At 38.0% G+C, this 18898-nt stretch carries 31 protein-coding genes; all 31 read left to right on the top strand.

From position 1 onward, the window contains the following. Positions 1–148: 148 nt before the first annotated feature. A complete protein-coding gene (locus tag ACH0B5_RS12805; protein ID WP_406927911.1) occupies positions 149–832 on the top strand; it encodes a response regulator transcription factor in 684 nt (227 codons plus the stop codon). Between the two features lie 8 nt (positions 833–840). Beyond that, positions 841–1851 (top strand): sensor histidine kinase, encoded by a 1011-nt coding sequence (locus ACH0B5_RS12800; RefSeq protein ID WP_406927910.1) that lies wholly within the window; start codon positions 841–843, stop codon positions 1849–1851. A gap of 103 nt (positions 1852–1954) precedes the next feature. Next, positions 1955–2716, top strand: a complete 762-nt coding sequence (locus ACH0B5_RS12795) for an ABC transporter ATP-binding protein (RefSeq protein WP_122971270.1) — start codon at positions 1955–1957, stop codon at positions 2714–2716. Continuing rightward, entirely contained in the window at positions 2706–4676 is a 1971-nt protein-coding gene (locus ACH0B5_RS12790; RefSeq protein WP_122971271.1) for an ABC transporter permease, read from the top strand. The genes ACH0B5_RS12795 and ACH0B5_RS12790 overlap by 11 nt, the downstream gene beginning before the upstream one ends. Positions 4677–4818: 142 nt before the next feature. Next, the gene (locus tag ACH0B5_RS12785; protein ID WP_122971272.1) at positions 4819–6150 is read left to right on the top strand and encodes a Na+/H+ antiporter family protein; all 1332 of its coding nucleotides are present in this window, start codon (positions 4819–4821) and stop codon (positions 6148–6150) included. Positions 6151–6503: 353 nt separating this feature from the next. Next, a complete protein-coding gene (rpsJ, locus tag ACH0B5_RS12780; protein ID WP_036172433.1) occupies positions 6504–6812 on the top strand; it encodes a 30S ribosomal protein S10 in 309 nt (102 codons plus the stop codon). 49 nt (positions 6813–6861) lie between these two features. Then, positions 6862–7491, top strand: a complete 630-nt coding sequence (gene rplC, locus ACH0B5_RS12775; protein WP_122971273.1) for a 50S ribosomal protein L3 — start codon at positions 6862–6864, stop codon at positions 7489–7491. 26 nt (positions 7492–7517) lie between these two features. After that, the gene (gene rplD / locus ACH0B5_RS12770) at positions 7518–8141 is read left to right on the top strand and encodes a 50S ribosomal protein L4 (protein WP_122971274.1); all 624 of its coding nucleotides are present in this window, start codon (positions 7518–7520) and stop codon (positions 8139–8141) included. Continuing rightward, on the top strand, positions 8141–8425 hold the full coding sequence (rplW, locus tag ACH0B5_RS12765; RefSeq protein WP_122971275.1) for a 50S ribosomal protein L23: 285 nt from the start codon (positions 8141–8143) through the stop codon (positions 8423–8425). The genes rplD and rplW overlap by 1 nt, the downstream gene beginning before the upstream one ends. A 45-nt stretch (positions 8426–8470) precedes the next feature. Beyond that, positions 8471–9301 carry a 50S ribosomal protein L2 gene (gene rplB, locus ACH0B5_RS12760; protein WP_122971276.1) on the top strand — a complete coding sequence of 277 codons (831 nt, stop codon included), beginning with the start codon at positions 8471–8473 and terminating at the stop codon, positions 9299–9301. Between the two features lie 60 nt (positions 9302–9361). Next, positions 9362–9640, top strand: coding sequence for a 30S ribosomal protein S19 (gene rpsS / locus ACH0B5_RS12755; RefSeq protein WP_036183148.1), 279 nt, complete (start codon positions 9362–9364; stop codon positions 9638–9640). A gap of 22 nt (positions 9641–9662) precedes the next feature. Then, positions 9663–10007 (top strand): 50S ribosomal protein L22, encoded by a 345-nt coding sequence (gene rplV / locus ACH0B5_RS12750; RefSeq protein ID WP_122971277.1) that lies wholly within the window; start codon positions 9663–9665, stop codon positions 10005–10007. A gap of 3 nt (positions 10008–10010) precedes the next feature. Then, complete coding sequence (gene rpsC / locus ACH0B5_RS12745) at positions 10011–10667, top strand: 30S ribosomal protein S3 (protein WP_122971278.1); 657 nt, start codon at positions 10011–10013, stop codon at positions 10665–10667. 2 nt (positions 10668–10669) lie between these two features. After that, positions 10670–11104 carry a 50S ribosomal protein L16 gene (gene rplP, locus ACH0B5_RS12740; RefSeq protein WP_122971279.1) on the top strand — a complete coding sequence of 145 codons (435 nt, stop codon included), beginning with the start codon at positions 10670–10672 and terminating at the stop codon, positions 11102–11104. Beyond that, entirely contained in the window at positions 11094–11294 is a 201-nt protein-coding gene (rpmC, locus tag ACH0B5_RS12735) for a 50S ribosomal protein L29 (protein WP_004233646.1), read from the top strand. The genes rplP and rpmC overlap by 11 nt, the downstream gene beginning before the upstream one ends. Before the next feature lie 17 nt (positions 11295–11311). Beyond that, positions 11312–11575, top strand: a complete 264-nt coding sequence (rpsQ, locus tag ACH0B5_RS12730; RefSeq protein ID WP_122971280.1) for a 30S ribosomal protein S17 — start codon at positions 11312–11314, stop codon at positions 11573–11575. A 42-nt stretch (positions 11576–11617) separates the two neighbouring features. Next, positions 11618–11986 carry a 50S ribosomal protein L14 gene (rplN, locus tag ACH0B5_RS12725; protein ID WP_097149259.1) on the top strand — a complete coding sequence of 123 codons (369 nt, stop codon included), beginning with the start codon at positions 11618–11620 and terminating at the stop codon, positions 11984–11986. A gap of 36 nt (positions 11987–12022) precedes the next feature. Then, positions 12023–12331 carry a 50S ribosomal protein L24 gene (gene rplX, locus ACH0B5_RS12720; protein WP_122971281.1) on the top strand — a complete coding sequence of 103 codons (309 nt, stop codon included), beginning with the start codon at positions 12023–12025 and terminating at the stop codon, positions 12329–12331. Positions 12332–12359: 28 nt separating this feature from the next. Further along, positions 12360–12899 carry a 50S ribosomal protein L5 gene (gene rplE, locus ACH0B5_RS12715; protein WP_122971282.1) on the top strand — a complete coding sequence of 180 codons (540 nt, stop codon included), beginning with the start codon at positions 12360–12362 and terminating at the stop codon, positions 12897–12899. Positions 12900–12920: 21 nt separating this feature from the next. Then, complete coding sequence (locus ACH0B5_RS12710) at positions 12921–13106, top strand: type Z 30S ribosomal protein S14 (RefSeq protein WP_118876548.1); 186 nt, start codon at positions 12921–12923, stop codon at positions 13104–13106. Between the two features lie 29 nt (positions 13107–13135). After that, positions 13136–13534, top strand: coding sequence for a 30S ribosomal protein S8 (gene rpsH / locus ACH0B5_RS12705; protein ID WP_122971283.1), 399 nt, complete (start codon positions 13136–13138; stop codon positions 13532–13534). Positions 13535–13565: 31 nt separating this feature from the next. Beyond that, a complete protein-coding gene (rplF, locus tag ACH0B5_RS12700) occupies positions 13566–14105 on the top strand; it encodes a 50S ribosomal protein L6 (protein WP_122971284.1) in 540 nt (179 codons plus the stop codon). A 32-nt stretch (positions 14106–14137) separates the two neighbouring features. Then, entirely contained in the window at positions 14138–14497 is a 360-nt protein-coding gene (gene rplR / locus ACH0B5_RS12695) for a 50S ribosomal protein L18 (protein ID WP_122971285.1), read from the top strand. Positions 14498–14518: 21 nt separating this feature from the next. After that, the gene (gene rpsE / locus ACH0B5_RS12690; protein ID WP_122971286.1) at positions 14519–15019 is read left to right on the top strand and encodes a 30S ribosomal protein S5; all 501 of its coding nucleotides are present in this window, start codon (positions 14519–14521) and stop codon (positions 15017–15019) included. Between the two features lie 13 nt (positions 15020–15032). Beyond that, positions 15033–15215 carry a 50S ribosomal protein L30 gene (rpmD, locus tag ACH0B5_RS12685; RefSeq protein ID WP_122971287.1) on the top strand — a complete coding sequence of 61 codons (183 nt, stop codon included), beginning with the start codon at positions 15033–15035 and terminating at the stop codon, positions 15213–15215. Between the two features lie 33 nt (positions 15216–15248). Continuing rightward, positions 15249–15689 carry a 50S ribosomal protein L15 gene (gene rplO / locus ACH0B5_RS12680; RefSeq protein WP_122971288.1) on the top strand — a complete coding sequence of 147 codons (441 nt, stop codon included), beginning with the start codon at positions 15249–15251 and terminating at the stop codon, positions 15687–15689. Further along, positions 15689–16981 carry a preprotein translocase subunit SecY gene (gene secY, locus ACH0B5_RS12675; protein ID WP_122971289.1) on the top strand — a complete coding sequence of 431 codons (1293 nt, stop codon included), beginning with the start codon at positions 15689–15691 and terminating at the stop codon, positions 16979–16981. The genes rplO and secY overlap by 1 nt, the downstream gene beginning before the upstream one ends. A gap of 65 nt (positions 16982–17046) precedes the next feature. Beyond that, the gene (locus ACH0B5_RS12670; protein WP_122971290.1) at positions 17047–17703 is read left to right on the top strand and encodes an adenylate kinase; all 657 of its coding nucleotides are present in this window, start codon (positions 17047–17049) and stop codon (positions 17701–17703) included. Between the two features lie 421 nt (positions 17704–18124). Continuing rightward, complete coding sequence (infA, locus tag ACH0B5_RS12665; RefSeq protein ID WP_016839390.1) at positions 18125–18343, top strand: translation initiation factor IF-1; 219 nt, start codon at positions 18125–18127, stop codon at positions 18341–18343. A 37-nt stretch (positions 18344–18380) separates the two neighbouring features. Next, positions 18381–18494, top strand: coding sequence for a 50S ribosomal protein L36 (gene rpmJ / locus ACH0B5_RS12660; protein WP_000868344.1), 114 nt, complete (start codon positions 18381–18383; stop codon positions 18492–18494). A gap of 23 nt (positions 18495–18517) precedes the next feature. Further along, positions 18518–18883 (top strand): 30S ribosomal protein S13, encoded by a 366-nt coding sequence (rpsM, locus tag ACH0B5_RS12655; RefSeq protein WP_122971291.1) that lies wholly within the window; start codon positions 18518–18520, stop codon positions 18881–18883. Positions 18884–18898: the final 15 nt, after the last annotated feature.

Below are 18898 nucleotides of genomic sequence, written 5' to 3'. Positions count from 1 at the left end.
ATATAAAAATATAGATGTTCGGGTCGCATAAATTAGGAGTGAGCTAAATGCTCACCCCAACATTTGACTTAGAACCATAAATGAAAAGGGGGCGGCAGGTTCAAACATAAGAAAACAAATGCTACAATGATGGAAAAGGAGGATGATTATGAAATTAAAAGTGTTATTAATAGAAGATGATCCATCAATTTTTGAAATGATACAAGAGCGATTTGAAGGGTGGCAAATGCAAGTTGTTGGCCCTTCCGACTTTCAAAAGGTGATGGATTATTTTATCGAAGAGAGACCACATTTAGTGATTATCGATATTCAATTACCTGCTTTTGATGGTTTTCACTGGTGTAGGGAAATTCGTGAAGTTTCCAAAGTTCCCATCGTATTTTTATCCTCCCGAGACCATCCTATGGATATGGTCATGGCGATGCAAATGGGCGCAGATGATTTTGTACAAAAACCATTTAATATGGATGTGTTATTAGCAAAAGTACAAGCTATATTACGACGTACGTATGACTATGTAGAGGAACAATCTGAACTTACTCGATGGAATGGGGCAACAGTTGACTATGCAAAAGGGGTAGTTCGTTTTAAGGAAAAGGAATGTAGTTTAACTAAGAACGAATTGTTTATTTTAAGAGGACTTTTAAAACATGTTGATAAAGTCGTTTCAAGAGATGAGTTAATGCGAATGCTTTGGGATGATGAACGTTTTGTAAATGACAATACGCTTTCCGTAAATGTCAACAGACTTCGATTGAAACTTGAAGATATTGGGTTAGAAGATGTAATTATTACAAAAAAAGGGCTTGGCTATATGGCCGTTACAAAGTGAGGTCGTTTATGTTTTTATTATTTTTACGGGAACGTATGGCATGGATTATGTTCTTAGTACTGCTTATTATTTGTATGGACATCCTCTTCTATTTAGACTTCGGGTTTTCTGGGGTTAGCGTCACCTATTTTAATATAGTTATCATTTCTTTCATTACCATTTTTCTAATATGGCGCTACATAAAAGAAACTCGGGAGATTAAGAATTTCCTGGGAAATTTGTCGAATGCATCGGACTTGTTATCTTTAGAAGATGTACATCTATCTCCTTTTCAAAAACGTTCAATGAAACAAATTTTAGAAGTATATGAAGAAAAGGATTCATTTATAAACAAGTCAAAGATTCAACTGCAAGAACATGTAGATGACTTATTAGCATGGGTTCATGAAGTGAAAACACCATTAACTGCAATGAAACTGATGATAGAGCAAACAAATGATGAGAAATTACGTAAGAGACTTGAAAGTGAGTGGGTACGGATTCATCTATTATTAGATCAACAGCTTCATCATACAAGACTTGCTACAATCGAGAAGGATAATCGTTTAGAAAAAGTAATACTACGTGATGTTGTTTATAAAGAAATACGAGAGTTCCGTTCATGGTGTTTAGAAAAGGGAATTGGTTTTCAAGTTGAAGAATTGGAACAAGAAATTACAACTGATAAGAAATGGCTTGCCTTTATTGTTCGCCAAATTTTATCGAATGCCATTAAATATAGCCATGAAAATGAAGAAGTCCATATTTATACCGAAATCAACGAAACCGGTCATTTATTACTTCATATTAAAGACTTTGGTATAGGGATCAACGAGGAAGATCTTCCGCGTATTTTTCAAAAATCTTATACAGGTACGGTTGGAAGAGAGTCTGTTCAATCGACGGGTATGGGTCTTTATTTAGCAAAGAATGCAGCACAGAAATTAGGCATTCTTATTTCTGTGAAATCGCAAGTAAATAATGGTTCAACCTTTACATTACAATTTCCACAACAAAATGAGTATCAAAAAACGTGGTAGATGACGAAATTGTCACCTACCCTTTTATTTTGTCATCTAGAACGAAGGCAGAGAAACGGTTATGTAAGTAAAATGAAAATAGATAAAGAAAGGGGAGTAAAAAATGACAGTTTTAGTTGGTAGAAAAATTAAAAAAACATATGGGAAAAAATCTACAGCACAAGAAGTGTTAAAAGGTATAGATATAGAAGTAAGTAAAGGTGAATTTGTAGGAATCATGGGGCCATCTGGTTCGGGAAAAACAACATTACTAAATGTGTTATGTTCCATTGATCATCCGACTGAAGGTGTAGTAGAAATCAACGGAAAAAATTTACGAAATATGAAGGAAAAACAATTGGCCAACTTTAGACGGGAGCAGCTTGGCTTTGTATTTCAAGATTACAATTTGCTTGATACATTAACGGTAAAGGAAAATATTTTGCTTCCTTTATCAATCAGTAAGCTTCCAAGAGCTGTGGCGGAAAGTCGTTTAAAGGAACTAGTTAAATTATTAGGGATATCGGAAATTTTGAATAAGTATCCAAATGAAATTTCAGGAGGACAAAAACAACGGACTTCTGCTGCACGTGCTTTAATTTCAGGGCCAACATTAGTTTTTGCTGATGAACCTACAGGTGCCCTTGACTCAAAATCTGCTACGGCATTACTTACGAACTTAGAAAATATTAATAAGCAAAAATCCGTTACAATCATGATGGTGACCCATGATTCGGTAGCAGCAAGTTTTTGTTCACGAGTGTTATTTTTAAAAGATGGTTCAATTTATACGGAGTTATATCGTGGAGATAAAACGAGACAACAATTTTTCCAACAAATATTAAATACGCAAAGCATTCTAGGCGGTGATGGTTATGACGCTTAGTAGACTCGTATTTCGAAGTATGAGGAAAAACGTAAAACATTATTATTTATATTTCTTTGCCTTAATATTTAGTGTTACTTTATGCTTCTCTTTTACGACTCTACACCATAATCCAACAGTTGTAGAAGCTTTAAAAGAAAGCGGTACGGCGTCTGCTGGATTCCAGTCGGCAACTTATGTGTTGTACTTTATCGTTACATTTTTTGTTCTCTATGCGAATCACTTATTTATGAAACGACGAAGTAAAGAAATGGGCCTTTATCAGTTGATAGGGATGACGAAAGGGTTAATTGTAAGATTAATTGCCCTTGAAAATATTATTTTATTTATTTTAGCAGTAGCCGTAGGTATGGTGATTGGCTTCTTTAGTTCAAGGCTCTTTGCCATGATCTTAATTAAGCTGTTAAAACTAGACTTAGTCATTGATTTAGTATTTTCTTCTGAAGCGTTTATACAATCAGTAATTATATTTTCAATCTTACTACTAGTTATTTTATTTCAAATGACATGGATGGTGTATCGTGTTACATTATTATCTTTATTCCATGCATCAAAAAAAGCGGATGAGCGTATAAAACGTTTTAATTTTTTCCAAATGGCGTTTGGTTTAATAGGCTTGTTTCTTATCGTTTACGGCTACTATCAATCTTCCGTATTATTTGATATGGAAAAAAGTCATTTTAAAGATTTATTTTTACACATGATTGTTATTCTAGCATCCACGATTTTTGGAACATTTTTATTCTTTAGATATTCAGTATCATTTATTATGAATATTTTTAGAGCAAGTAAAAAGGGACATTTAAAAATTCGAGACGTTATGGCAGTTACTCCGATTATGCATAGAATGAAAGGAAATGCCAAGTCATTAACGTTAATTACCGTGTTAACTGGATTAGCGGTTGGGATTATGAGTTTATCGTATATTTCTTATTTCTCATCTGCAACAAGAGCTCATCAATATTCACCATATGATTATATTTTACTAAACGATAAAGGAATTAGTTTTTTAGATCGGTTACATCAAGAAGGAATTGAATTTGAAAAGGATACGTATCGTGTAGCGGAAGTAAAGTTTGACTTCCAGGATTTAATTGGTGATTTCGCTAATCAAAATTTAACCTTTGCTAGCGAATCCTCTATGTATGTAGTTCCATTAAGCGACTTTAAACAAGTAAGCCCTGATGCGCAACTGAATGATGGAGAGGCTATTGTTACGAGTTACCAAAATATGTTTTCAGAAATTATGCCTCTTGAAAAAGGGGGAGATCTTTCCGTTCGTTTTAATAATGAAGAGGAGAAGGTTATAATAAAGGAAATACAAGAAGAATTTATGCTTTCAGGTACAGTAACAATGGCAAGTCCATTACTAGTCGTTACAGATACTACATTTGAAAATATATCTGCAAATCAAAGCCCAGAGAGTTTCTTCAATTATCAAGTCGGTGTAAACTTAGTGGATAATGAAGATAGTCCAAAAGCGGAAGAGATCTATAACGAACTGCAAGAGGAAAGAAAATTAGTAGTTAACGGGCAAGAATATTTACCACTATCTTACGAAGAAGAGCATCATAGTTACTTATCAATATATGGTACAACAATTTTTATTACTGCATTTCTTGGACTAGCATTTTTATTAACAACAGGTAGTATTCTTTACTTTAAACAAATGTCAGAAGCTGAAATGGAGAAAGAATCCTATACTATATTAAGAAAGATTGGATTTTCAACTTCTGACTTAATGAAAGGAATTTATGCAAAACAAGCTTTTAACTTTGGTGTACCGCTCGTAATAGGGTTGTTGCATAGTTATTTTGCGGTAAAATCTGGTTGGTTCTTATTCGGAACAGAAATGTTTACCCCTCTTGTCGTGACGATGGTGTTATACGTTATCATGTATGCGGTCTTCGCCGTCATTTCAACACAGTATTATAAACGAATAATCAAAGCATCATTATAATAGAAGAAAGCCGTTATATTTTCCGAAAATTTCAGGAATATATAGGGGCTTTTTCTTATATTGACTTTTCCTTTAGAAGGAGTTAGACTTTAATACGTTACTAGTTTAATAATTTAGCAGACGAAAGTAAGAGGGATATAAAATGAATGCAGTTGTAGTAGCGGTCGTTGTAATGCTCCTATTGAGTGTTCTTCGGATTAACGTTGTATTTTCATTAGTAATAGGGGCAGTTGCTGGAGGAATTACAGCAGGAATGTCCCTTGATGATACATTAATTGCCTTTGTAGAAGGTTTAGGCGGAGGAGCGGAAGTTGCTCTAAGCTATGGGATGCTCGGTGGGTTAGCCATTGCCATTTCAAAAACAGGAATTTCAGAATTGCTTGTTGTAACGATATTAAAGTTAGTTCAACGTAAAGGTGATTCCCAAAAAAGAGGATTAGTAAAAGCGTTACTATTTTTCGTTATTTTATTAATGTCCATTTTCTCACAAAATTTAATTCCAATTCACATTGCGTTTATACCATTATTAATTCCGCCGATTATTAAGATATTAAACATGTTAGAAATTGATCGTCGTTTAATTGCGTGTATTTTAGCATTCGGCTTAATTACACCATATATGAGTTTACCATTCGGTTTTGGGTTAGTATATCAAGGAATCGTAGCGGATAATATTTCAGCAGCCGGTCTTGAAATTACAAAATCCGATGTGTATGGTCCAATGTTAATTCCAGCTCTTGGAATGGTTGTAGGGTTAGTTGTAGCGTTCTTTATTTTCCGTAAACCAAGAAAGTACGAAGACCGACAAGTGGAAACAGAAATTAACGTTACGATTAAAAAGAAAAATGTCGTTTATACGGTTATTGCACTAATAGCTGCTGTAATCGTTCAAATACCTAGTATCGTTCCGTTAACTTCGGGTTCTATGTTTTTCGGTGCTCTTGTAGGAGTTTTAATTTTATACATTACAGGTGCATTAAAGTGGAGTGAAGCAGATCAAGTGCTAACAGACGGTATGCGTTTAATGGCATTTATCGGATTAGTAATGATTGCCTCAAGTGGTTTTGCTTCTGTTGTTACTGCAACAGGCCATGTCGAACAGTTAGTAGATGCTGCTAATAATATATTAGGGGACAACAAAGGGTTAGCGGTATTAATTATGTTATTAATTGGGTTATTGATTGATATGGGAATTGGTTCATCCTTTGCAACGATACCGATTATTGCTGCCATTTTTGTACCGATTGGTTTAGAATTTGGTTTAAGCACTGCAGCTATTATTACATTAATAGGTACGGCAGGCGCTTTAGGGGATGCAGGGTCGCCAGCATCGGATTCTACATTAGGACCTACTGCCGGGTTAAATGTAGATGGGCAACATGATCATATTCGCGATACATGTATACCAACTTTCTTCATATTTAATATTCCGCTTATTATTTTTGGGTGGGCGGCAGTAATGTTCTTTTCATAATATAGTGACAGGGTGTCCAGATGAGTGGGCACCCTTTTTATATAGAAGAAACAAAAACATATGGAACCATATATAACCATAGATAATTGGTTGATATTGATGCATAGATTCATTATACTTAAAAAGGCTTTGAAACAAATGTTGAAAAGCAATGCATAAAAGAATTACAATTTCAAAGAATTTAGCAGAAAATACTTGCTTATTCTTAGTAAATTGTATATACTGTTGAATGTTGGTCTTTGACTGCGATGAAGCGGGAGGTTGCCGACACACCCGGCCGCTTTGCCATGGCGCGTGTGTGGGAAATTTCCGTGGAGAATGTCTAGTAAATAGGCGAAAAAGGAGGGAAAATAATGGCAAAACAAAAGATTCGTATCCGTTTAAAAGCGTATGATCACCGTGTTCTAGATCAATCCGCTGAGAAAATTGTGGAAACTGCTAAACGTTCAGGTGCTAGTGTATCAGGTCCGATTCCGTTACCAACTGAGAAGTCTGTGTACACAATTCTTCGTGCGGTTCACAAGTACAAAGATTCTCGTGAACAATTCGAAATGCGTACGCATAAACGTTTAATCGACATCATTAACCCAACACCACAAACTGTTGATGCGTTAATGAAACTTGATTTACCATCTGGCGTTGATATTGAAATCAAACTTTAATGGTAAAAACAAATAGAACTTTTTTAATAATCACAGGAGGTGTGACAAAATGGCTAAAGGAATCTTAGGTAGAAAAGTTGGTATGACACAAGTTTTCGCTGAAAATGGTGATTTAATCCCTGTAACAGTTATCGAAGCTGCTCCAAACGTAGTTCTTCAAAAGAAAACTGTAGAAACAGATGGTTACGAAGCAATCCAAGTTGGTTTCGAAGATAAGCGCGTGAAGCTTTCAAACAAACCAGAACAAGGTCACGTAGCTAAAGCGAATACTGCTCCTAAGCGCTTCATTCGTGAATTCCGCAACGTTAACGTGGAAGAGTACGAGGTTGGTCAAGAAGTCAAAGTAGAAATTTTCGCAGAAGGCGATGTAGTAGACGTAACAGGTGTTACGAAAGGTAAAGGTTTCCAAGGTGTTATTAAACGTCACGGACAATCTCGTGGTCCTATGGCCCACGGTTCTCGTTACCACCGTCGTCCTGGTTCAATGGGTCCAGTTGCTCCGAACCGCGTATTTAAACAAAAGAAATTACCAGGTCAAACTGGTGGTGTTGTAGTTACGATCCAAAACTTAGAAATCGTTAAAGTTGATGCTGAACGTAACTTATTACTAGTTAAAGGTAATGTTCCTGGTTCTAAAAAAGCATTAGTTACAGTAAAAACAGCTGTAAAATCTAAATAATTTCCCGAAGAAAGGAGGAAACAGGAATGACAAAGGTATCTGTACTTAGTCAAACAGGCGCTTCTGTTGGTGAAATTGAGTTAAACGATGCAGTTTTTGCAATTGAGCCTAACGAAGCAGTATTATTCGACGCAGTAATCGCTCAACGCGCTTCTCTACGTCAAGGTAATCATAAAGTAAAAAACCGCTCTGAAGTCGCTGGTGGTGGTCGTAAACCATGGCGTCAAAAGGGAACTGGTCGTGCTCGTCAAGGTTCTATCCGTTCTCCACAATGGCGTGGCGGTGGTACTGTATTCGGTCCTACACCACGTAGCTACAGCTATAAATTACCGAAGAAAGTTCGTCGCTTAGCTCTTAAATCAGCTTTATCAGCTAAAGTTGGAGAACAAAACTTCGTAGTTCTTGATGCATTACAATTAGATGCACCAAAAACTAAAGATTTCAAAGCAATTTTAGGTAACCTAAACATTGATACGAAAGCATTATTCGTTACAGCTGAATTAGATGAAAACGTAGCATTATCTGCTCGTAACATCCCTGGTGTAACTGTTTTAACAGCTGCTGGAATCAACGTTCTTGATCTTGTAGGTCATGACAAAGTTGTATTCACGAAAGCTGCAGTAGAAAAAGTTGAGGAGGTGCTTGGATAATGGAAGCACGTGATATTCTAAAACGTCCGGTCATTACTGAGCGTTCTTCTGAGCTTATGGCTGAGAAAAAATACACTTTTGAAGTTGATGTTCGCGCAAACAAAACTCAAGTTAAAGATGCAGTAGAAGCAATCTTTGATGTAAAAGTTGAAAAAGTAAACATCATGAACTACAAAGGTAAATTTAAACGTGTTGGTAAATTCGGCGGATACACAAACAAACGTCGTAAAGCAATCGTTAAATTAGCTGCTGATAGCAAAGAAATCGAAATTTTTGATATCTAATTCCGATAAGGAAAGAATCGAAGAATAAAGAAGGAGGGAAAACAAATGGCGATTAAAAAGTATAAACCAACCTCAAATGGTCGTCGTAACATGACGTCATCTGACTTTGCGGAAATTACAACTAATAAGCCTGAAAAGTCTTTATTAGAACCAATTAAACGCAAAGCTGGTCGTAACAACCAAGGTAAAATTACTGTTCGTCATCATGGTGGTGGTCATAAGAAGCAATACCGCGTAATCGACTTCAAACGTCTTAAAGACGGAATTCCAGGACGCGTTGCTACTATCGAATATGATCCAAACCGCTCTGCGAATATCGCATTAATCAATTACGCTGACGGTGAGAAACGTTACATCTTAGCTCCAAAAGGATTAGAAGTTGGTCAAACAATCGTATCTGGTCCTGACGCAGACATTAAAGTAGGTAACTCTCTACCATTAGCAAACATTCCAATGGGTACAACAATCCATAACATCGAGTTAAAACCTGGTAAAGGTGGACAATTGGTACGTTCTGCTGGTACTTCTGCTCAAGTACTTGGTCGTGAAGGTAAATACGTAATCGTTCGTCTACAATCTGGTGAAGTTCGTTTAGTACTTGCAACTTGCCGTGCTACAATCGGTCAAGTAGGTAACGAACAACATGAACTTATCCACATTGGTAAAGCAGGTCGTTCTCGTTGGTTAGGTAAACGCCCAACTGTTCGTGGTTCTGTAATGAACCCTAACGATCACCCACACGGTGGTGGTGAAGGACGTTCTCCAATTGGACGTAAATCTCCAATGACACCATGGGGCAAACCAGCTCTTGGTTACAAAACTCGTAAGAAGAAAAACAAAACTAATAAGTTAATCATTCGTTCTCGTAAAAAATAAAGTGATTGTACTGCGGTTCGCTAGTCGTACCGTGGTGGAGTCACGGAGGGAGGTTCCTAAATGGGTCGCAGCTTGAAGAAAGGACCTTTTGTGGATGATCACTTAATGAAAAAAGTTGAAGCACAAGAAGGTTCTGAGAAAAAACAAGTTATTAAAACTTGGTCTCGCCGTTCTACTATCTTCCCGAACTTCATCGGTTTAACAATCGCTGTATATGATGGACGTAAACATGTTCCTGTATACGTGACAGAAGATATGGTAGGTCACAAATTAGGCGAATTCGCACCGACACGTACTTACAAAGGTCACGGTGCAGATGACAAGAAAACAAGACGCTAATTTTGAGAGGAGGTAAATCCTAATGACACAAGCTAAAGCTATCGCTCGCACAGTGCGCATCGCTCCTCGTAAAGTACGTCTAGTAGTAGACTTAATCCGAGGCAAGCAAGTTGGTGAAGCAGTTGCAATTTTACGTCATACTCCAAAAGCGGCGTCTCCAGTCGTTGAGAAAGTATTAAAATCTGCAGTTGCTAATGCTGAGCACAACTATGAATTAGATGTAAACAACTTAGTTGTTTCTGAAGTTTTTGTTGACGAAGGTCCAACATTAAAACGTTTCCGTCCACGTGCACAAGGACGTGCAAGCGCAATTAACAAACGCACAAGCCACATTACAATCGTGGTATCTGAGAAGAAGGAGGGTTAATCCGTGGGTCAAAAAGTACATCCAATAGGACTACGAGTTGGTATTATTCGTGACTGGGAGTCAAAATGGTACGCTGAGAAAGACTATGCTACTCTTTTACACGAAGATATTAAAATTCGTAAATATATCGAATCTGCTTTAAAAGACGCTTCAGTTTCTAAAGTAGAAATCGAACGCGCTGCAAACCGCGTAAACATTACAATTCACACTGCGAAACCAGGTATGGTAATCGGTAAAGGCGGTACGGAAGTTGAAAACTTACGTAAATACCTTAACGATTTAACTGGTAAACGTGTACACATTAATATCGTAGAAATCAAAAAAGCTGATCTTGATGCTCGTTTAGTAGCAGAAAACATCGCTCGTCAACTTGAGAACCGCGTATCATTCCGCCGTGCTCAAAAACAAGCAATCCAACGCACAATCCGCGCTGGTGCAAAAGGGATTAAAACACAAGTATCTGGTCGTTTAGGTGGCGCTGACATCGCGCGTGCTGAACATTATAGCGAAGGAACTGTTCCACTTCATACTCTTCGTGCTGACATCGACTATGCTCATGCAGAAGCTGACACTACTTATGGTAAATTAGGTGTTAAAGTATGGATTTACCGTGGTGAAGTCCTTCCTACGAAGAAGAACTCTGTGGAAGGAGGCAAATAATAATGTTATTACCAAAACGCGTTAAATACCGTCGTGAACACCGTGGTAACATGCGTGGTGAAGCGAAAGGCGGTAAAGAAGTAGCATTTGGTGAATGGGGCTTACAAGCAACAACTGCAAGCTGGATCACAAACCGTCAAATCGAATCTGCACGTATCGCTATGACACGTTACATGAAACGTGGCGGTAAAGTTTGGATTAAAATTTTCCCACATAAACCTTACACGAAAAAGCCTCTAGAGGTACGTATGGGTTCCGGTAAAGGTTCTCCAGAAGGTTGGGTAGCAGTAGTAAAACCAGGAAAAGTTATGTTTGAAGTTGCAGGTGTATCTGAAGAGGTTGCACGTGAAGCACTTCGTTTAGCATCACACAAACTTCCTGTTAAATGTAAGATTGTTAAACGTCAAGAAACTGGTGGTGAATCTAATGAAAGCTAATGAAATCCGTGACCTTGCCACTTCTGAAATTGAATTAAAAGTGAAATCACTGAAAGAAGAGCTTTTCAACCTTCGCTTCCAATTGGCGACTGGTCAATTAGAAAACACAGCTCGTATTCGCGAAGTTCGTAAAGCGATTGCGCGCATGAAAACTGTGATTCGTGAAAGAGAAATCAGTGCAAATAACTGATAAGGAGGTTCCAAAGTATGTCTGAGCGTAATCAACGCAAAGTTTACACAGGCCGTGTTGTTTCAGATAAAATGGACAAAACAGTAACTGTTCTTGTTGAAACTTATAAGAAACATAAATTATATGGTAAACGTGTAAAGTACTCTAAAAAGTTTAAAGCTCATGATGAGTTGAACGAAGCGAAAATCGGTGATATCGTACGTATCATGGAAACTCGCCCGCTATCTGCTACAAAACGTTTCCGTTTAGTGGAAGTTGTAGAAAAAGCGGTTATTATTTAATACATTTCGGAAACATTCCTATTCCGAAGGGAGGTAACCTAAGTGATCCAACAAGAAAGTCGTATGAAAGTTGCTGACAACTCAGGTGCACGTGAAGTTTTAACAATTAAAGTGCTTGGTGGTTCTGGCCGTAAAACTGCTAACATCGGTGATATCGTTGTATGTACAGTTAAGAAAGCAACACCAGGAGGCGTTGTCAAGAAAGGTGACGTTGTTAAGGCTGTTGTCGTTCGCACAAAATCTGGTGTACGCCGTAAAGATGGTACTTATATTAAATTTGACGAAAATGCTTGCGTAATCATCAAAGACGATAAGTCACCACGCGGAACTCGTATTTTCGGACCTGTTGCACGTGAATTACGTGATAGCAACTTCATGAAAATCGTTTCATTAGCTCCAGAAGTTCTTTAATTTCATGATAGTACCAATCAAGGAGGTGCGACACTAATGCATGTTAAAAAGGGCGACAAAGTAAAAGTTATTACTGGTAAAGACAAAGGTAAAGAAGGCGTTGTTTTAGCCGCTTTCCCAAAACAAGACCGTGTTCTTGTTGAAGGTGTTAATATCGTGAAAAAACATATTAAACCTAACCAGTTAAACCCACAAGGTGGAATTGTGAGCCAAGAAGCAGCAATCCACGTATCGAACGTAATGCTAATCGATCCTAAATCTGGCGAGCCGACTCGTGTAGGTTATAAAATCGAAGATGGCAAAAAAGTTCGTGTTGCAAAAAAATCAGGTGCAGTAATCGACTAATAAGTAAATTGAGAAGGGAGGTACGAACATGAGCCGCCTAAAAGAAAAATATTTAAATGAAGTTTCTCCTGCTCTTATGAGCAAGTTTGAATATAAATCAGTAATGCAAGTTCCAAAAGTAGAAAAAATCGTTATCAACATGGGTGTTGGTGATGCAGTACAAAACTCTAAAGCACTAGATGCTGCTGTTGAAGAGTTATCAATCATCACTGGTCAAAAACCAGTTGTAACTCGTGCGAAAAAATCGATCGCAGGTTTCCGTCTACGTGAAGGAATGCCTATCGGTGCAAAAGTTACATTACGTGGTGAACGTATGTATGAATTCTTGGATAAATTAATTTCTATCGCACTTCCACGTGTACGCGACTTCCGCGGTGTTTCTAAAAAAGCATTCGATGGTCGTGGAAACTACACTTTAGGTGTTAAAGAACAATTAATTTTCCCTGAAATCGATTACGATAAAGTTTCAAAAGTACGCGGTATGGACATCGTGATCGTAACAACTGCGAATTCTGATGAAGAAGCTCGCGAGTTATTGACACAATTCGGTATGCCGTTCCAAAAGTAATAAAATAAGGAGGGCGAAAACGTGGCTAAAAAATCAATGGTCGTTAAACAACAACGTAAGCAAAAGTTTAAAGTTCAAGAATATACACGTTGTGAACGCTGTGGTCGTCCACATTCTGTATATCGTAAATTTAAACTTTGCCGTATTTGTTTCCGTGAACTTGCATATAAGGGACAAATTCCTGGCGTTAAAAAAGCTAGCTGGTAATCCCCTAAATTGGGAAGGAGGTAAAATTTATGACAATGACAGATCCGATTGCAGATATGCTAACACGCATTCGTAATGCTAACATGGTTCGTCACGAAAAGTTAGAAGTACCAGCTTCCAACTTAAAGAAAGAAATCGCTGAGATCTTAAAGCGTGAAGGTTTCGTTCGTGATGTTGAGTATGTTGAAGATAATAAGCAAGGTATCATCCGTATCTTCTTAAAATATGGAAAAGATAACGAACGCGTTATCACTGGTTTAAAACGTATTTCAAAACCTGGCTTACGCGTATATGCTAAAACTAACGAAGTACCAAAAGTACTTAACGGTTTAGGTATCGCTTTAGTATCAACTTCTCAAGGTGTATTAACTGATAAAGAAGCACGTGCTAAAAAAGTTGGCGGAGAAATCTTAGCTTACATTTGGTAATAAGTAATAAAAGAATGGAGGTGCAACCTAAATGTCTCGTGTAGGTAAAAAACCAATCGAGGTTCCAGCTAACGTTACTGTGACTGTTGCTGATGACAACACAGTTACTGTTAAAGGACCTAAAGGCGAATTAACTCGTCAATTCAACAAAGATATGAAAATTGAGCAAGAAGGAAACATCATCACTGTTGTTCGCCCTTCTGAATCAAAAGAACACCGTACTGTTCATGGTACGACTCGTGCGCTTCTAGCGAACATGGTAACTGGTGTTTCTGAAGGATTCTCTCGTTCACTAGAACTTATCGGTGTAGGTTACCGTGCGCAATTACAAGGTAAAAAACTTGTTCTTAACGTTGGTTACTCTCATCCAGTAGAGTTCACACCAGAGGAAGGTCTAGAAATCGAAGTTCCTTCAAACACAAAAGTGATCGTTAAAGGTATTAGTAAAGAACGTGTTGGTGCATTTGCATCTAACATCCGTGACGTACGTCCACCAGAACCTTATAAAGGTAAAGGTATCCGTTATGAAGGCGAATACGTTCGTCGTAAAGAAGGTAAAACAGGTAAATAATGCTTAATGAGCGTTAGAAAGGAGTGACCTCTGTGATTACGAAACAAGATAAAAATCAAGTTCGTAAAAAACGTCATGCGCGTGTTCGTTCTAAAATCTCGGGTACTGCTGAACGTCCACGTTTAAATGTATTCCGTTCAAACAAACACATCTACGCGCAACTTATTGACGATGTAGCAGGCGTAACACTTGTTAGTGCATCTACTCAAGAAAATGGTTTTGAGGGTGCAGGTAGCAATGTAGAAGCTGCGACAAAAATTGGTGAAACAATCGCTAAACGCGCTGCGGAAAAGAATATTACTGCTGTTGTATTTGACCGCGGTGGTTACTTATATCATGGACGTGTAAAGGCTTTAGCTGAAGCTGCACGTGAAAACGGCTTAGAATTTTAATAAGAAGGAGGGACATACTTCATGAGTCGCATTGACGCAAACAAACTTGAACTTGAAGAACGCGTAGTTACGATTAACCGCGTTGCTAAAGTTGTTAAAGGTGGACGTCGCTTCCGCTTCACAGCATTAGTTGTTGTAGGTGATAAAAACGGCCATGTTGGTTTCGGTACTGGTAAAGCTCAAGAGGTTCCAGATGCGATCCGCAAAGCTGTTGAAGACGCGAAGAAAAACTTAATCGAAGTACCACGTGTTGGTGGAACAACTCCACACGATGTAGTTGGTCACTTTGGAGCAGGTAAAATTTTAGTAAAACCTGCTGCTCCAGGTACTGGAGTTATCGCTGGTGGTCCTGTACGTGCCGTACTTGAACTTGCTGGTATTACTGATATTCTTTCAAAATCTCTTGGTTCAAACACACCAATTAACATGGTGCGTGCAACTATTGCAGGTTTAACTGAACTAAAACGCGCAGAGGACGTTGCAAAACTTCGCGGTAAATCAGTGGAAGAACTATTAGGATAAGGGGGGAATTATAATGGCTAATAAATTAGAAATCACCCTTACTAAATCTTTAATTGGTACTAAACCTCAACAACGCAAAGTTATTGAAGCTTTAGGCTTACGTAAAGTTAACCAAACTGTAGAACAAGCTGACAACGCAGCTATTCGCGGTATGTTAGATAAAGTAGCTCACTTAGTTACTGTAAAAGAAAATTAATTTTCAATCATTGAACAAGGAGGTGCCACCTATATGAAACTTCATGAGTTAAAACCAGCTGAAGGATCTCGTAAAGAGCGTAACCGTGTTGGTCGTGGTATCGGTTCTGGTAACGGTAAAACTGCAGGTAAAGGTCATAAAGGTCAAAACGCTCGTTCTGGCGGCGGCGTTCGTCCTGGATTTGAGGGGGGTCAAAACCCACTATTCCGTCGTTTACCAAAACGCGGCTTTACGAACATCAACCGTAAAGAATTCGCTATCGTTAACCTTGATGCATTAAACCGTTTTGAAGATGGTGCAGAAGTAACACCTGCATTATTGTTAGAAACAGGTGTTGTGAGCAACGAAAAAGCTGGAATTAAGATTCTAGGTAATGGAACTCTTAACAAAAAGCTTTCTGTTAAAGCTCACAAGTTCTCAGCTTCAGCTAAAGAAGCGATTGAGAACGCTGGCGGAACAACTGAGGTGATTTAATGTTTCAGACAATCTCAAACTTTATGCGCGTTCGAGATATACGAAATAAAATCATTTTCACCCTATTAATGTTGATTGTTTTCCGTATTGGAACATTTATTCCAGTACCTAACGTCGACGCTAATGTATTAAAGGTAGCCGATCAATTTAATTTAATTGGTTTCCTTAATACATTTGGCGGTGGTGCATTGTCTAACTTCTCAATCTTTGCATTGGGAATTATGCCTTACATTACTGCTTCAATTATTGTTCAATTGTTACAAATGGATGTTGTTCCGAAGTTTGCTGAATGGGCAAAACAAGGTGATGTCGGTCGACGTAAGTTGGCTCAATTCACTCGTTACTTAACGGTTGTTTTAGCTTTCATACAAGCAATTGCTATGTCATTTGGTTTTAACCAAATGTATGGTGGATCGTTAATCACGGATACAAGCGTGTTATCATATATCACAATTGCACTCGTATTAACTGCAGGTACCTCTTTCCTATTGTGGTTAGGAGAACAAATTACGGCTTACGGAGTTGGTAATGGTATTTCAATCATTATCTTCGCAGGTATCGTTGCTGCCATTCCAACAACAGTAAACCAAATCTATGCACAACAAATCGAGGGTGCTGGTGATCAGCTATTTATTAAAATTGCTATCTTAGTATTACTTGTATTAGTTATGCTGGCAGTTGTAGTTGGAGTTATTTACATTCAACAAGCGTTGCGTAAAATTCCAATTCAATATGCAAAACGAGTTGCGGGTCGTACTGGTCATGGTGCACAACAAACTCATTTACCGTTAAAAGTAAATGCTGCAGGGGTTATTCCAGTAATCTTTGCCATTGCGTTCGTTGTTACACCTCAAACATTAGCTACGTTCTTCGGCCAAAATAGTGTTACTTCGTTTATTCAAAATACTTTTGATTATACGAAGCCTATAGGGATGATCATCTATATTGCATTGATTATTGCTTTCACATATTTCTATGCATTTATTCAAGTGAATCCTGAAAACTTGGCTGACAACTTGAAAAAACAAGGTGCATACATTCCGGGTATTCGTCCTGGTAATGATACACAAAGTTACTTAACAAAAGTTTTATACCGTTTAACATTTGTCGGTGCTATATTCTTAGTAGTTATTTCTGTAATGCCAATACTATTTATTAACTTTATGAACCTACCTGCTTCGGCACAAATCGGTGGTACTAGTGTAATAATTGTTGTTGGTGTTGCTTTAGAAACAATGAAACAATTAGAATCTCAACTGGTTAAACGTCACTATAAAGGCTTTATGAAATAATATGCAGGTTTTAGGAAACTTAATTGTTTCCTAAGCCAGCTAGCTTTAAGGGGGAGTCATTACGTATGAATATCGTTTTAATGGGTTTGCCTGGTGCTGGTAAAGGTACTCAAGCAGACAAAATTGTTGAGAAGTACGCAATCCCTCATATTTCTACAGGCGATATGTTCCGTGCAGCTATTAGTGCTGGTACAGAATTAGGTTTAGAAGCTAAATCGTATATGGATAAAGGTGCACTTGTGCCGGATGAAGTTACGATTGGTATCGTTCGTGAACGACTTGCACAAAAAGATTGTGAAAAAGGTTTCTTATTAGACGGGTTCCCACGTACAGTTCCACAAGCAGAGGCTTTAGATAGCATCTTAGAAGAACTTGGGAAGAAAATTGATCATACAATCAATATCCAAGTTGAAAAAGATGAACTAATTGCACGTCTTAGTGGTCGTCGTATTTGTAAAACTTGTGGTGCATCATATCATGTTATATTTAACCCACCAAAAGTGGAAGGTAAGTGTGATAAAGATGGCGGCGAATTATATACACGTGCGGACGATAATCCGGAAACGGTAGCCAACCGTCTGGAAGTAAATATGAATCAAGCTCAACCTTTACTTGATTTCTACCAAGCTAAAGGTGTTTTAACGAATATCGATGGACAGCAAGATATTGAAAAAGTTTTTGCTGATCTTGACGCTCTATTACTACAGGGCAGCCGCAGCTGATACCCGGCATTAGGCGAAAGTCAAACTGCTTTTCGCGGTAGATTGCGGGTGCAACAAAAAACTTTATGAGAGTTGCAAAAGCATATTGTGCCCGGTATACACTAGAAGCAAAAGGGATAAAATCTATTTTGTGGAAAAGTGTAATGGGTTTCGTGGAAGCATCTGTGTAACGGGTATGAATCTCTCATCCAAAGACATTCCGGCTATCGTGAATAACATAAGGAAGACTTTCCTAACCGGAAGTTGTCATTCCCTGGATTGTGTGAAGCGAAACCAGACGAGCGTCTTTCGAACATCTCTCATACAATCCAAGCATATGTTGATGGAGTTGCTTCTAAGTTGGAAGAAAACAGTTGCACAGATTCTCTTAATCATGTATGTTAGAGAATCGGAAAACGCATATAGAAGGGAGACAGGGTTGATGGCGAAAGACGATGTAATTGAAGTCGAAGGAACAGTTGTTGAGACTTTGCCAAACGCGATGTTTAAGGTAGAATTAGAAAATGGACACACGGTGCTTGCACACGTATCTGGAAAGATTCGTATGCACTTTATCCGAATTTTACCTGGAGACAAGGTTACTATCGAGTTATCTCCATATGATTTAACTCGCGGTCGTATCACATACCGTTTTAAATAATCTTTTGCACTCCGGAATATTAAGGAGGTTGGGTTAGATGAAAGTGAGACCATCTGTGAAACCGATCTGCGAAAAATGTAAAGTAATTCGCCGACGCGGTAAAGTAATGGTAATCTGTGAAAATCCTAAACATAAACAAAAACAAGGATAATTATAAAGGAGGTGCTCTAGCGAATGGCACGTATTGCTGGTGTTGATATTCCTCGCGACAAACGCGTGGTAATTTCATTAACTTACATTTACGGAATTGGTAAAACTACATCTCAAAAAGTATTAGCTGCTGCTGGTGTTAACGAAGATACTCGTGTGCGCGATCTTACTGAAGATGAATTAAACAAAATCCGTGAACAATTAGATAAATACAAAGTTGAAGGTGACTTACGTCGTGAAGTTTCACTTAACATTAAACGCTTGATGGAAATCGGTTCTTTCCGTGGTATCCGTCACCGTCGTGGTTTACCTGTTCGTGGTCAAAATACGAAAAACAATGCGCGTACGCGTAAAGGTCCTCGTAAAACTGTAGCGAACAAGAAAAAATAATAAGTAAAGGGGGTT

The organism is Ureibacillus sp. 179-F W5.1 NHS, assembly GCF_045369345.1.
Taxonomy (GTDB): Bacteria; Bacillota; Bacilli; order Bacillales_A; family Planococcaceae; genus Ureibacillus; species Ureibacillus halotolerans.
Note: the sequence above shows the minus strand (reverse complement) of the source record. Positions and strands in the feature narration are given on the sequence as shown.